Genomic DNA, 13,134 nt, shown 5'->3' on the forward strand with positions numbered 1-13,134 from the left:
GTAATCAATACATGACAAAACCTTTGTAAATAACAACTTAATGATTACAAAAATGTTACTAAAATCTCACTGCGCTAATTGTAACAAACAGAAAGCCGCTTGGCAATCGTTTTTAACATATTAATGCAGAAAAATTGGAATTTTTACGGTAGAAAGGCATATGTAAGCGTTAATAATGACCTAATTTTTAATATAATTGCAATTTTTATCAAATAAACGTGTTTCAATTGGGCTCTAATAGTGTAAAAATATATTATGGAAAAAAGAAAAACCCGAATTTGATTACGGGCATAATCAGATTCAGGTTCATATAGTTGTAATTATGAGGTTATAGTTGTGAGGAAGGTTTCAATCGAAGGCTACAGCTTGATAAGCTGAAGTACTCATTACTCTTTTAGCGCCAACATAACGATTGGCCCAGTAGGCCTGACTGAGTGAAGTGATGGTCACTCCACGCGAAGAGGACGATTGTGCGAATTTTCCGTTTCCAACATAAATGCCGACATGGGATACTCCATTGCCAAGTGTGTTAAAGAACACTAGATCACCAGAACGCAGATTGCTTTTGGATACAGCAGTTCCAACGCTATATTGAGCTTTTGATGTACGAGGTAAAGTAAGACCCACATTCTTGAATACATACTTTGTAAATCCAGAGCAATCAAATCCGGCAGTGCTTGTACCTCCGGTTTTATAGGCAACTCCAATAGTCTTTGAGATTACAGAGTCCATTTTAGAGTCGGCAAAGGCGCTTCCTCCACCAATAGATAACGCCATTACAAGTCCTAGCGCCGCAGCGACGCATTTTTTTCTTAAATTATGTCTTTTCAAAAGATGTACTCCTTCCAAGGCCTGCGAGGTTAGCTTAAGGGTTCGGTAGAAGATTCCCTATGATCCCTGTAAAGCGAGATCAATTCACCCAAAATATGGTTCCCCCACTTCCCGGTGCAAAGGAATTAGGCGTGTTAAGCACCAGAGAATGACGTTTCGACAGTTACACTTACGATAAATACATTTAGTTATGTAGGAATCGTTTCAATTGATTACAAAATTGTTACTAATAGCACAGGACTTATTGTAACAGAGCTTTTACGATTTTGCAAATACTCTTAAGTTATCCGTAATGAGAAAAAGTCCCAGCTCCTGAATACAGGAATTGGGACCTTTTTATTATGTCAAATAAGGTTGATTTATTGTGGAAATGCTTTGCTACGCCATAGATGATATTGTGCAGAGATTCCCCACATTTTTAAGAGCGTAGAAGGTAGTGGTGAGATTTGCCGTATTATAAGTGCCGGTAGGCCGGGACAGAACAGACCCGTCAGTCCGCACACTAGCAGTAAGAGCAAGCCTCCCGCACCAAGTACAATGGAAACACCTATAGCAGGAATCAGTGACCGCAAGCAGATGAACAGTGAGGAGAACATTCCTGTACCGCCGGTGTAACCAAACTGCATATATAGAAGAAACAGGCGCACGATAAAAATATATATAAGCCATGCCAATACGTATGGTACTAAATGAAGTAACAAAGCGTAGTTAAACAAAGAGGATAAGAACAGCCCGTACATTTTTGGAGCAAGCCAGTAAAGCGGCAGCAGGGTCAGCACCCATTCGATTAGGCTAAAGACTAAGACAGGTAGTCCATAGATCTTCATGCCAGGGAAAAAGAACAGTCCACGCTCGCCCTTTCGCTCCTGGTGGAGCTCATGCAGCAATCCTGCCCTTATGAAAGGGGAAAGCAGAAGTCGCAAGACAACAAGCGCCAGAAGCATCCATAACCAAGTGCGTATCGAAGGGTTCGTATTCAAGCTGAACTGTCCCTCGATATAATATAACAGTCTGCCCATACCGCTGCCTCCGGCGTCTTTATCCGGATAGCGCAGTAGAATCGGAATAATAGCAGATCGGATGAAACCATACATAAAGTAGCCCCAGAGCAGTCGGTAGATGAAGAGCAGAATTAAAATATAAAATTGCTCCTTCATGCTTTGCCAGCCGCGGGTTATCGATGTTCTCACAATCATTCACCTCACCAGACAAGAGTTCCGAGCACGGTTTCAAGTAGTTTAGTTACACTTAATGTCCAGCGAGAGAGCGTCTTGGGCTCTATTTCCGCCAGCCTAAAGTTGTTTAGATGTTTGCTCTCCAATAAGATGGAATGTTCAGGGTCAATCTCAGCAGAGAGAAGAGGCTTATCGCTTAACAATTGAAACGTAGTCTCTGCTCCTTCACCGTTCCAGACCCGCTGCACCGAAGAGCTGTCGGCGAATGTGAATTTCACGGGAACATCAACGTAATGGCTCCCTTTGTTTGAAATCTTCACTAATGATTCGTAGCTTGGGGCATCGCCGCTGTTATTTTTTTTAAAAGCAATCGTATCTACTGAGAAGTCAGGCGCTCCATCACCATAAATGTAATCATCGAAATAGGCCTGCCATGGTTTTTTGGTTACCTTCTCAACGACTTTCTGAAAATCTGACGTAGCAGGATGCTCGAAACGGAACTTACGAGCGTAGGAGGACATGATGTTGTTCATTGCTTTGGTACCTACCTGGCGTTCGATATCTTTAAGTACAAGCTTGCCGCGGATATAAACATTTCGGCTATAGGAATCCGCCCCTGCATATTTCCACGTTTCCAGATTTAACGGCTCAGGTATAGTTACCAGGCTGGCCTGTAAAGGCAAATTAGACTTGATACCGTATTCTTGCTCCATAAGTCTGTCTTCGGCATAGGAAGTGAAGCTTTCATCCAGCCAGGCCTCCTCGAATTCATTACTGGCTACCATACCGTAGAAGTATTGATGGCCGATTTCATGAATGACGGTTCTTTCAAGTGAGGTATCTGGAGAAGAATCCGCGGCCCCAAAGGCTGTAATAAGGGTAGGGTATTCCATTCCTCCAGCACCGTTGCCCTCCTTAGGTGGGACGACAATAGACAGCGTAGAGTAGGGATAAGGACCATACCATTTGCTGAAGTAGGTCAGGGCAGCCTTGGCAGCCTGAAGGTAACGCTCTTTTAAATCTTTGTGTAGTGGGTCGAGATACACCTTAATTCGTACTCCAGGCACCTCCGGCGTAGAGAAGGCTTCCTCAGCTACTGTAAAATCAGGGGAAGCGGCCCAAGCGAAATCGTGGACATCATCGGCGTAGAACTGATATATTTTCTGATCTTGTTTGAGCTTGGCATTTTTTACAGGAAATCCGGTCGCAGCCACCGTATAGTTGGAAGGGACGGCAATCGTTACATTAAAGATGCCAAAATCACTGTAAAACTCAGAGGTTCCGTGATACTGATGCAGGTCCCAGCCTTCTTCTTTAACTCCGCGTGTGCCCCTCGGCTCGTATACACTAAGCTTAGGGAACCATTGCCCAGCCATAACGAAGTTACCTGAAGCACCCATGCGTGCAAAGATTTTGGGCAGCTGGACTTCATACTGAAGCTTAAGTGTTACACTTTCCCCACCATTAACAGGCTGAGGAAGATGTACCTTTAGGAGCGTCTTATCGTTGATATTGCCGTCATCAGGTTGGACATATTGCACTCTTTGCATTAGCGAAGTTCCTTCTGTCGTGCGCAGATCGGTCAGCGTCATATTTCCGAAGCCGTTCTCAGGCATGCTGTCGCCTCTGAGCGTCCCCCCGGATTCCTTCATAAAGGTGGTATCTGATGAGGCAAATGCATTTGGATACATGTGAAAATATAAATCACTTACTGGCTTTACTCCGGGGTGTGTCCAGGTTACTGTCTCAGAAGCTTTTAAGGTTTCTGTGTCAGGAACAAGCTGGACATCAATGTGATACTCGACTACCCGCTGGCTTAAAGCCTCCTCTGCCGGGACGGGCGCGCTCTCAGGCAATACCTGCTGTGGTACGGCTGCAGGCGCTGTGCCGCTGGAGGACTTGGCCTCTTTTGAAGCGAAGCTAGTAACAGAAGCCGTAGAGCTATCCCCTGAAAAGGCCCATATTCCTCCTCCCAGCAGCGCGAGGATGGCCAGGGTCGCAAAGATGATGTACTTTAATGACAGTGACTTCATAGTGTGATTCCTCCCGTGACAAGCATCTACGGGATGTATATGTTTGCAATCGCCGCATTATTAGCTAAAATTAAATTATTCGTAAGAGGAAGGGTGTGCACTCGTGGACAACATACAACCGGAGGGCAAGAAACAGATTGCCTTAAATATTGTGAACGCTAAAAGTAAACATAAAGGCTTTGGAGCAGGCTCTATAGATCTCAACAACGTTTCACCTGTCATTATTGATGGTGATGTGGCGGTTATTGATATCGGTGCCATGCATGCCAAGAGTAAGGTGGAAAAAGGAATTAAATTTTCCATGAATCGTGAAGACGTACCGAATGGAAGACAGGTTTGGGTGGTATGGGTAGCGGTAGACCGTACATTGGAAGCTCAATTTTATGGTGGAATCACAGCCTGTGAAATGTGGATTGATACAGAAGCGCGCCGCGGATGGAAAATTCTTGCCGAGCATGTCAATAAGCTGGATGCAGCTCTCAAACGCAAGATCGATGTGGCAGGGCTTGGAGCCGTTGAGAAATCGGCCCTCAAATCCCTTTTGATCTCTCATAATGAAACATGGTGGAATGCATCCTCAGATGAGCTTAAAGCTGCACTGACTGAATAGTATAGGAGCCTCCAGAAGGGTTATCCGATATAGAAAAAGCTTCGACCTCCGGAAATAGGAGCGTCGAAGCTTTTTTAATTTATGATTTGCTTGTGCTGCTAAGCTTGCGTTTGAGCTGACTCACTCTGGCTTGGCTAATCCCGAGGATTTCTGCAAGTTCTTTTTGGTTGGCATAGGGATGATCTTCAATAGCTTGTTCCAGACGTTGGCACATTTCCTCTGTCTTCGACTTTCGGATGCTGGTGTTGTGCTCTGGTGCCTCAACAACAAAATCCTCACGTGACTCTGGCAATTGAGACATGCGTGCAGGATCGACAATTTCTTTTAGACAGCTGCTACAAATAAACTGCTCTTTATAGTAGGTGACATGGTCGTGGCTTCTGCAAAATGTACACTCTGTCGAGGTGTACTTCCTAAGGACGATGATTTTTTCGTCTAAAACAAAAAATTCGATAGGATCACCAATGTCGATATTACGCGTCATACGGATTTCTGCGGGAACCACAATTCTCCCAAGACTGTCTAAACTCCGGATCATGCCTGTATCCTTCATCCCATGTCCCTCATTTACATCATTATATTTTGGTTTCTAATAACTATTATAGCAGTAATTGTGAGTTAAGAGAATGGGGTAAGCATAATAAATAAAACGGTTACATCCCTTATGCGATAAGTGATATTTGAATTTAGAAATCCTGTTGTTACTACAATATATAACTTATAAAAAAAGAAAAACCCCTTCAATATAAATGAAGAGGCTAATTCAACCACCAGCGTTTAATGTTCTTCCATAGGGAACGATTCTCTTCAGCAGGATCTACCTTGCTTTGTGTGTCATCGACAGCAGGAGCGGCGCCAGTTCCATGCAATTCGCAGTATTCGGTGGGCTCAGTTCCACTAATAAAGGTTTCCAGTTCTTTGTCGGGACATGCTGCTGTAGCAAGTTTACCGGATTGCGGATTGACGTATACGCTGACCACTCCATCTGGAATGGGGAAAATTTTTGGAGGGACATTTTCCAGCGCTTTTTCAGTAAATTGGGCGAAAATGGGAGCTGCACGCCGTCCGTCGGTAGTTGCGATGTCGCGCCCCTTGTCGTATCCAACCCAGACTGCCGTTGATAGCTCCGGGGTGAAACCTACCATCCAGCCATCTGTATCCGTAGTACCGGTCTTGCCGGCTACCGGACGTTTGATTATGGAAGCCACCCGATTGCCCGTCCCCCCAGTCTCGAATACCCCCTCCATTAAACGAGTCAGTACATAGGCAGCTGCAGGTTCTACGACGGTTACTCCTTTGGGTTGAGGTGCTTCATACAGGACCATGCCATTTGAATCGGTTATTTTTAGAATGGCTGTGGTCGGCATTTTCTGACCGCTGTTTCCAATTACAGCGAAAGCCGCAGCCATTTCAAGCGGACTGATCGGTGAAGTGCCCAGTGCCAGTGAAGGTACGCTTTGAAGTGGACTGTCAATGCCCATCTTCGCAGCCATTTCGCTTACTTTATCCGCGCCGATCTTCATAATTGTATTAACAGCATAGATATTGTCGGATGCTGCGATAGCTTGCCGCATATTAATTTCACCCAGATACTTATCCCCAAAGTTTCGGGGCTGATACGTTTTGCGGTTGTTATCATAATGAAACATCGTTGGCTGACTATTGAAGACCGAAAGTCCTGTCATCTCTTTGGATGAGAGTGCGGCCAAATACATAATCGGCTTAAAGGAAGAACCCGGCTGGCGTGTGGTGGCTAAAGCATGATTGAACTGGTTGGTACGATAATTTTTTCCGCCGACCATTGCTTTGATGTAACCGGTGCGAGGATCGATGGATACAAGCGCAGTCTCCAGATCACTAGTTTGATCCATCTCTTTGTCAACGGCATTTTCTGCGGCATGCTGCATGTCAGGGTCTAGGGTGGTATAGACATTTAGTCCGCCTTGCTCCAGCTCATCATTACTGATGTGGAGCGATTCTATAGCCAAATTGCGGATATAATCCCGGAAATAAGGCGCAGCTACAAGCGTATCCTTTTGTCCTTGCGGCTTGAAGCTTAAATTCTCTTGGACGGCTTGTCCGGCTTCTTCCTGAGTGATATTACCTAAATCCGCCATGACGGTCAGGATGATTCTCTGGCGCTTTTTAGCATTGTCCATGTGGTTGTATGGTGAATAATAGGTAGGTCCCTTTGGAATTCCAGCCAGCATGGTACTCTCTGCAAGGTCTAAATCCGCTGCAGATTTCCCAAAATACATCCGTGAGGCTGCTTCAATGCCGTAAGCACCGTGGCCATAGTAGATATTATTTAAATACATGTTCAGGATTTCATCTTTGCTGTATTTCATCTCCAACTGCATCGTATAGACAGCTTCTTTAGCCTTGCGCGTCCATGTTTTTTCATGGGATAGGTAGAGGTTACGTGCGAGCTGTTGAGTTAGCGTACTAGCACCCTGCGACCGGTTCCCCTCTTCCAGATTGACAAGAACAGCTCGTGCCATCCCTTTCAGATCAAATCCGGAATGCTCATAAAATTTACGATCCTCGACTGCTAGTGTAGCTTCAATGAGCAGGGGAGAAATTTGACTTAATTTGACGGGTTCGCGGCTGCGGCCGTCTGAGGTAAAGGTGGCAAGAACATTGCCACGGGAGTCAAACAGCTTGGAGCGCACATCATCGCTAATCGGTGGAAGATCTTTTTGATATAGATAACCGAGCAGAGCTCCGGTGGTTAATACAAATAATATGATCAAGGCTGCCAGCAGCCGAAATAAGCGCCGGAAGCGGCTTTTTCGTTTCGGTGGATTCGTTGATTCGCGTGTCATGGCACCAGACTCCTTTCTCTCATATTATGGGGAAGGATCTGGAAGGATATTCATTAGGGATATGGAGGGTAACAAATTGTTTCTATTTTGTGATTGTTTAAGGTAGATAGGGTATTCTCTCTGGCGGTATAACAGAGTAGAGATTGTGAGTAAGGGTATATACATATTAGGAGGTGTCATCATGAAATGGACGAAAAGGATTTATAAGACGACAATAACCGCCCTCTCGGCGACGCTTATTATGGTTTCAGGCTGGAGTGCACCTGTAACTTCTGTACATGCTGCGGCTGCACCAGCACCAGCGACTTGCGGCACGGGAGATCACGGCTTGCTACAGGCCCTGCAAAACAAGCATTCAGGCGATGTATCGACACCGCTTAGCTTTTCTGATGTTCAGTTTTTAAATGGGAATACCGGACGGGCAGCAGGTAATGGATTTATGATTGGTACCTCTGACGGAGGTTGCCATTTTCAAGAGATCTATCAAGGCCAATGGAGCTTCAAACAATTCGATTTTCCCGATAATGTACATGGCTTTGCTCTTGCTTCTGTAGAGGAAGGGCAGGCTCAATATTTAATCGGTACCTCTAACGGTGGCTCGGAGTGGAAGAGACTTTCGAACAAAGCCGTCAGCTTTGAAAGAATAAATTTTATCGATAGTAAGAAAGGTTTTGCTTATGAGAGAGCTGCAACGTATTACACTAAAGACGGGGGACAGAGCTGGAGTAAGATTTCCACCCCACCCAATACACGAGGCGCTTATTTTAGTGACCGGAATACTGGCTGGGCGGTTGTAATCGTGCCGGGAAGCGGCTATCGGGTAATGAAGACCACAAATGGAGGGGGAACTTGGAGCCTTTCACTGAAGGCGGCTTTTGCCGAGCCCGAGTTTGGACAAATCTCCGCTAAGGGAGATCAGGTCGCTGTAGTGCTCTATGGCGGTACGGGGATGAGTCAGACCTCCTACTCGCTATATGAAAGTGCGAACAGGGGGAAAAGTTGGAATCGTGTGATCGCTCAGGAAACTGCGGGCGGCGGACCTGCGCCAGGCAGCGGCAAGGCTGAATTCAATAAAGGGCCAGCCGCCGGCAAACCCGGGAACCTGCAGCTTGTAGGAAACAGCACATCCTTTTTAGTGGGGTTTTCCCCAGCAGCAGAGAAAGTGGCAGTTGGACGCTCTTATAACGGTGGTAAGCAATGGACTAATCTTCCCGCGCTCGCTGGTTATGACGGGGTAATCTCCTTCACTAGTAATAAAGAGGGCTGGCTCGCCATCCGTGAGCTTGATTACTCTTCCTTGTATGCGACCAAAGATGGCGGAGCTTCATGGGAACGCAGGTTTTCTTTGAAAGTGATGACCCAATAATTCTTTTCAATAAAAAATATAAGGGTCCGATGTATTGCAAAAATCGCAAATAGACAGCAGAGCAGCGATTTTCCGGAAACTTGGAGAATCGCTGCTCTGTATTTTTTATTTGCAAATTTCCGGCCTTTGGGATAGGGTTTCGGACTCATACTGCGCTTAGGGTCATCTATGTCCGATAGGTGCTTGGTAGGTGCAAATGTTATCGAAGTAAATGATATACATAGAGAATGGACGTTCAAAGTGTGCTTTTAATCATCAATATGGTAATATTTTATGTGCTTATGAAGATATGCTTGATTCTGTATTGAAATGCTTCTTTGAACTGGATTATAGTGTACAATGGGAAAGCGAAATAGGCCTTTGATTAATATAAAAATGTTTAAGCTTTGTCATTAGACGTTTTTCTTATGCAGAATGCAGAGGCTTGCAGAATGGAGGAACGTGTGATGCCTGAAATACAGTCTGACAAATATGATGTCTCTATTACGCTCGTGAGCCTTCAAGATGGTCAGCGAAATGTTATGAAAGCGAATGGAGAAGTAACATCCAAAGGACCGCATCTATATATTCAATATGAAGAATTAGAGCAGGGTCCTCGCGGAGAGGAAGTTTCTGTTCGTACAACGATAAAGATTGCAGGCAATCAACTGAAGCTAATCCGCCATGGCGGGATTCAGTCGGAGCAGAGCTTTGAAGCTGGACGGCGTCTGCCAGGATTCTATCGCTCGCCATATACGCAGTTCAATCTTTCTACGGAAACGAACAAGCTGGAAGTTGTGCGCGAAGGGCGTTCTTTAACGGTTGCCTGGGAATATGATTTGTACGTCTACGAGGAATTGACAGGAAAGTTCGCTATTAGTTTGCATATACAGGAGGAACCGAAATTATGACACATAGTAAGAATCCGTTAGAGCTTGTAAATGAACGGGTAAAAGAAGCCATCGCCGATGCGATTGTGAATGCTGGGCTGGTTGCACCGGAAGAGGTTCCGGATATTGTACTTGAAGTACCAAGAGATAAGGCGCATGGTGATTTGGCTACGAACGCTGCTATGCAGCTGACCAAAATTGCTAAACGTAATCCACGCCAGATTGCGGAAGCTATTATTGAGAATTTGGATACGAGCCGAGCTTCTATTGAGAAAGCGGAGATTGCAGGACCAGGCTTTATTAACTTTACCCTGTCTAAGAACTACTTGTACCCAATCATCAGCCTTGTTGCTGAGCAAGGGGATGACTATGGCCGTATTAATCTGGGTCAAGGTCAGAAGGTTGAAATGGAGTTCGTCAGTGCCAATCCAACAGGTAGCCTACATTTAGGGCATGCCCGTGGTGCTGCTGTCGGTGATGCGCTGTGTAATGTGCTTGATTATGCAGGTTATGAAGTGACCCGGGAATATTATATTAATGATGCCGGTAACCAAGTGGCTAATCTGTGTAAATCCATTGAAACCAGATACCTTCAGGAGCTGGGTCAAGAGGCAGAAATGCCGGAAGACGGTTACCATGGTGAGGATATTAAGGGTTTTGCGAAGGAGCTTGTGGCAGAAAAGGGCGATACCTTGCTCGAGATGAGCCCTAGTGAGCGCGCTGCTTTTTTCCGGACCTATGGACTTAATAAAGAGTTGGATAAAATCAAACGTGATCTAGGTCTTTTCCGTGTAAACTTCGATATCTGGTTCAGTGAAACCTCGCTGTATGAGAACGGAGAAGTACTGCGCTCGCTGGACGAGCTCCGTGATCGTGGAGAAGTGTACGAGCAAGATGGGGCAACCTGGCTGCAAACGACAAAATACGGCGATGATAAAGACCGTGTCTTGATCAAAAATGATGGCACATATACCTACCTTACCCCGGATATTGCTTATCACAGCGATAAGTATGGCCGCGGTTACGATAAAATGATTAACATTTGGGGCGCTGATCACCATGGTTATATTCCGCGGATGAAGGCGGCAATGTCAGCACTTGGTAATGATCCTGAGAAGCTAGTGGTTCTGATTGCTCAGATGGTCAGCCTGTTCCAGAATGGTGAAAAGGTCAAAATGTCCAAACGTACCGGCAAAGCGGTTACGATGGAAGATTTGATGGAGGAAGTAGGAATCGATGCCATTCGTTATTTCTTCACCATGCGTAGCATGGATTCTCATCTTGATTTCGATATGGATTTGGCGATCTCTACTTCTAATGAAAATCCTGTATTCTATGTTCAATATGCGCATGCGCGTATTTGCAGTATTTTCCGTCAGGCAGAGGAGCAAGGGATTTCTATCCCTGATTACGCTGAAATTGACTTCTCCAAGCTGACAGCAGTGCATGAATATGACCTGCTGCGCAAAATTGGCGAGCTCCCGGCAGAAATCGCTGTTGCGGCTGAAGGTTATGCTCCACATCGCCTCATCCGTTATGTATATGAGCTGGCTGCGATGTTCCACAGTTATTACAAAGCTGAACGTGTAATTACTGAGGACGCTGCTCAAACCGTGGCGCGTCTTGCACTGCTTGGTGCAACACGTACTACTATTGCCAATGTACTGCGTCTTGTCGGAGTTTCTGCACCGGATCGCATGTAAATCAACAGCAAACGACAAAAAATCCGCCTTCCGGTTTCCTGGGGGCGGATTTTTCTTTGCTGCCGTTCTTCGCACCGGCATCAGCTGCGCTCACGTCAGAGTGACCCACCCGGTGCCCGGGAGGGGTCTACACGTTCGCGGAGACCGAACGCTTCGCCCTTACTCCTGCTCTCAGCAGGCGTAGGGCATCGGCAGAGCCGCCGCCTAGGGATGCGCGGCGCTGCCCCTTACGTAGCCGCACCGGGGATGCGGTGCGGCGCAAGAGCAGCTTCAGCTCCCTTGGCGTGAGGCCCGGTCGCAGTGCGAGCAGCAGTGCGGCGGCTCCCGTGACATGCGAGGTCGCCATGGAGGTGCCGCTCATTTCTTTGTAGCCCTCCTTCAGCCAGCAGGAGGGCACGCCTTCGCCGGGCGCGTATACATCGATATATGAACCTCGATTGCTGAAGCCGGCAACCCGGTGTCTTTTATCGATGGCGCCCACGGCTATCGTCTCGGGATAACGTGCGGGATAGTCCCCGCCACGTTTGCCGTCATTCCCAGAGGAGGCAATGACGGCGATTCCGGCCCGATACGCTTTTATAACCACATTGTGGAGCGCCTTGCTTCTAGTCTTCATTCCAAAGCTCATATTAATGACGTCGATTCGGTTCTGCACACACCAATCAATACCTAGCACAATATCGGATACATAGGCTGATCCACTATGATCAAAGGCCTTGACTGGATATAGCAGCGCTCGCGGCGCCACTCCCATCATTCCGCGATTTCCCCCTGCTGCCGCTAAGGTTCCGGCGATATGAGTTCCATGCCCGTTATCATCCAGCGGCAGCATCCCGCGGTGTAGCAGGTTGACTCCAGAGGCTAAGGAATGCTTCAGATCGGGATGACGGTAATCCGCGCCGGTGTCAATGACGCCGATTTTGACGTGAACTCCGGTTGATTTAGACCATGCCTGAGGAGCATGAATTGCTTTCACCCCCCAAGGGAGCGCTGCGATTCCGCTTTTTTCGTTAGCTATGGAATGGATTTGGATTTGCAGATCGTCTTCGACATTTAGAAGGTCTGCAAATCGGTTCATCAGCTTTCCGGCGGCAGCGGGCACGAAGAAGGCCCGAATCAGCGGAGATACCTGTACTTGCCGCAGCTCGGGCTGCTTTGCTTTTAGAGCCTTCCATTGGGAGAAAGCTCCGGCATACTGGCGGGGATCGTTGAAGGTAAGAATACGCCGCTCACCATTTTTGGGGGCAACCGATATTTCTTCAAGAAGCATGTTCCAAAATTTGTAATAGTCCATAGGTTTCGCTGTCCCTCCTCGGTGCCCTGCTGCCATATTGTATGAGCGGAGGGAGGGGTCCGAATGGGAACTTGCCCTTTTTTAAGGAAATGGGCTGCCCAGCGTGTCAAAAGACGGCGCTTTACATAAAATAAACAGAAGAGATTAAAACTCTCTTTGTAACATCCCGTAAGGAGCCGATCCTTGGCGTGGATACAGTCATGCGCGGAGGTCTTCCTCCGCCTTTTTAAATCCCATTTCTAAAAACTTTGGGTGCGGCGACCCTTGCTACAATTACATATCAACTCTTCTTGATGAAGACAGGTTTCCTGTATGGATAATAAGCAGGAGGCTTTTTCTGTTGGGCGGTTCTTGCATTTGACTTGCATTTTGTTGTTAAATAGGTTTTACTTAGTTTTGTTAATGGATATTATTGAAATAAACCGTAA

Annotated in this window: 10 protein-coding genes and 1 riboswitch; of the genes, 4 read left to right on the forward strand and 6 right to left on the reverse strand. The window is 46.5% G+C overall.

Annotation, left to right across the window (positions count from 1 at the left end; all coding sequences use genetic code 11):
- Positions 1 to 348: 348 nt before the first annotated feature.
- The 3 genes from MKZ09_RS00545 to MKZ09_RS00555 form a co-directional block, all read right to left on the reverse strand.
- Positions 349 to 777, reverse strand: a complete 429-nt coding sequence (locus tag MKZ09_RS00545) for a C40 family peptidase (RefSeq protein WP_052097401.1) — start codon at positions 775 to 777, stop codon at positions 349 to 351.
- Between the two features lie 57 nt (positions 778 to 834).
- Positions 835 to 973, reverse strand: a riboswitch (cyclic di-AMP (ydaO/yuaA leader).
- 217 nt (positions 974 to 1,190) lie between these two features.
- A complete protein-coding gene (locus MKZ09_RS00550; protein ID WP_076208432.1) occupies positions 1,191 to 2,021 on the reverse strand; it encodes a hypothetical protein in 831 nt (276 codons plus the stop codon).
- Between the two features lie 11 nt (positions 2,022 to 2,032).
- Positions 2,033 to 4,039, reverse strand: a complete 2,007-nt coding sequence (locus tag MKZ09_RS00555) for a M1 family metallopeptidase (protein ID WP_076208430.1) — start codon at positions 4,037 to 4,039, stop codon at positions 2,033 to 2,035.
- Positions 4,040 to 4,142: 103 nt separating this feature from the next.
- Between MKZ09_RS00555 and MKZ09_RS00560 the strand changes: the two genes are divergently transcribed.
- A complete protein-coding gene (locus tag MKZ09_RS00560) occupies positions 4,143 to 4,649 on the forward strand; it encodes a YwhD family protein (RefSeq protein WP_038568060.1) in 507 nt (168 codons plus the stop codon).
- 79 nt (positions 4,650 to 4,728) lie between these two features.
- Here the strand turns inward: MKZ09_RS00560 and MKZ09_RS00565 are convergent, their stop codons facing one another.
- Both MKZ09_RS00565 and MKZ09_RS00570 read right to left on the reverse strand, forming a co-directional pair.
- The gene (locus MKZ09_RS00565; protein WP_076208429.1) at positions 4,729 to 5,202 is read right to left on the reverse strand and encodes an AbrB/MazE/SpoVT family DNA-binding domain-containing protein; all 474 of its coding nucleotides are present in this window, start codon (positions 5,200 to 5,202) and stop codon (positions 4,729 to 4,731) included.
- A 205-nt stretch (positions 5,203 to 5,407) separates the two neighbouring features.
- Positions 5,408 to 7,474, reverse strand: coding sequence for a transglycosylase domain-containing protein (locus MKZ09_RS00570; protein WP_076208428.1), 2,067 nt, complete (start codon positions 7,472 to 7,474; stop codon positions 5,408 to 5,410).
- A gap of 181 nt (positions 7,475 to 7,655) precedes the next feature.
- On the opposite strand from MKZ09_RS00570, the gene MKZ09_RS00575 reads away from it, so the two are divergent.
- From MKZ09_RS00575 to argS, 3 genes are all read left to right on the forward strand, one after another.
- On the forward strand, positions 7,656 to 8,840 hold the full coding sequence (locus tag MKZ09_RS00575; protein WP_076208427.1) for a hypothetical protein: 1,185 nt from the start codon (positions 7,656 to 7,658) through the stop codon (positions 8,838 to 8,840).
- Between the two features lie 446 nt (positions 8,841 to 9,286).
- A complete protein-coding gene (locus MKZ09_RS00580) occupies positions 9,287 to 9,730 on the forward strand; it encodes a DUF1934 domain-containing protein (RefSeq protein ID WP_076138613.1) in 444 nt (147 codons plus the stop codon).
- Entirely contained in the window at positions 9,727 to 11,412 is a 1,686-nt protein-coding gene (argS, locus tag MKZ09_RS00585) for an arginine--tRNA ligase (RefSeq protein ID WP_076138612.1), read from the forward strand. Before MKZ09_RS00580 ends, argS begins: the two co-directional genes overlap by 4 nt.
- A gap of 127 nt (positions 11,413 to 11,539) precedes the next feature.
- Here the strand turns inward: argS and MKZ09_RS00590 are convergent, their stop codons facing one another.
- Complete coding sequence (locus MKZ09_RS00590) at positions 11,540 to 12,706, reverse strand: S8 family peptidase (protein ID WP_038568071.1); 1,167 nt, start codon at positions 12,704 to 12,706, stop codon at positions 11,540 to 11,542.
- Positions 12,707 to 13,134: the final 428 nt, after the last annotated feature.

It is taken from the genome of Paenibacillus sp. FSL R5-0908 (genome assembly GCF_038006245.1).
GTDB lineage: Bacteria > Bacillota > Bacilli > Paenibacillales > Paenibacillaceae > Paenibacillus_AQ > Paenibacillus_AQ odorifer.

What these genes read in the sequence shown, in the direction of transcription:
- MKZ09_RS00590 (WP_038568071.1), bottom strand. Translation starts at nt 12,706, where the DNA reads ATGGACTATTACAAATTTTGGAACATGCTTCTTGAAGAAATATCGGTT.
- MKZ09_RS00580 (WP_076138613.1), top strand. Translation starts at nt 9,287, where the DNA reads ATGCCTGAAATACAGTCTGACAAATATGATGTCTCTATTACGCTCGTG.
- MKZ09_RS00545 (WP_052097401.1), bottom strand. Translation starts at nt 777, where the DNA reads ATGGCGTTATCTATTGGTGGAGGAAGCGCCTTTGCCGACTCTAAAATG.
- argS (WP_076138612.1), top strand. Translation starts at nt 9,727, where the DNA reads ATGACACATAGTAAGAATCCGTTAGAGCTTGTAAATGAACGGGTAAAA.
- MKZ09_RS00565 (WP_076208429.1), bottom strand. Translation starts at nt 5,202, where the DNA reads ATGAAGGATACAGGCATGATCCGGAGTTTAGACAGTCTTGGGAGAATT.
- MKZ09_RS00555 (WP_076208430.1), bottom strand. Translation starts at nt 4,039, where the DNA reads ATGAAGTCACTGTCATTAAAGTACATCATCTTTGCGACCCTGGCCATC.
- MKZ09_RS00570 (WP_076208428.1), bottom strand. Translation starts at nt 7,474, where the DNA reads ATGACACGCGAATCAACGAATCCACCGAAACGAAAAAGCCGCTTCCGG.
- MKZ09_RS00575 (WP_076208427.1), top strand. Translation starts at nt 7,656, where the DNA reads ATGAAATGGACGAAAAGGATTTATAAGACGACAATAACCGCCCTCTCG.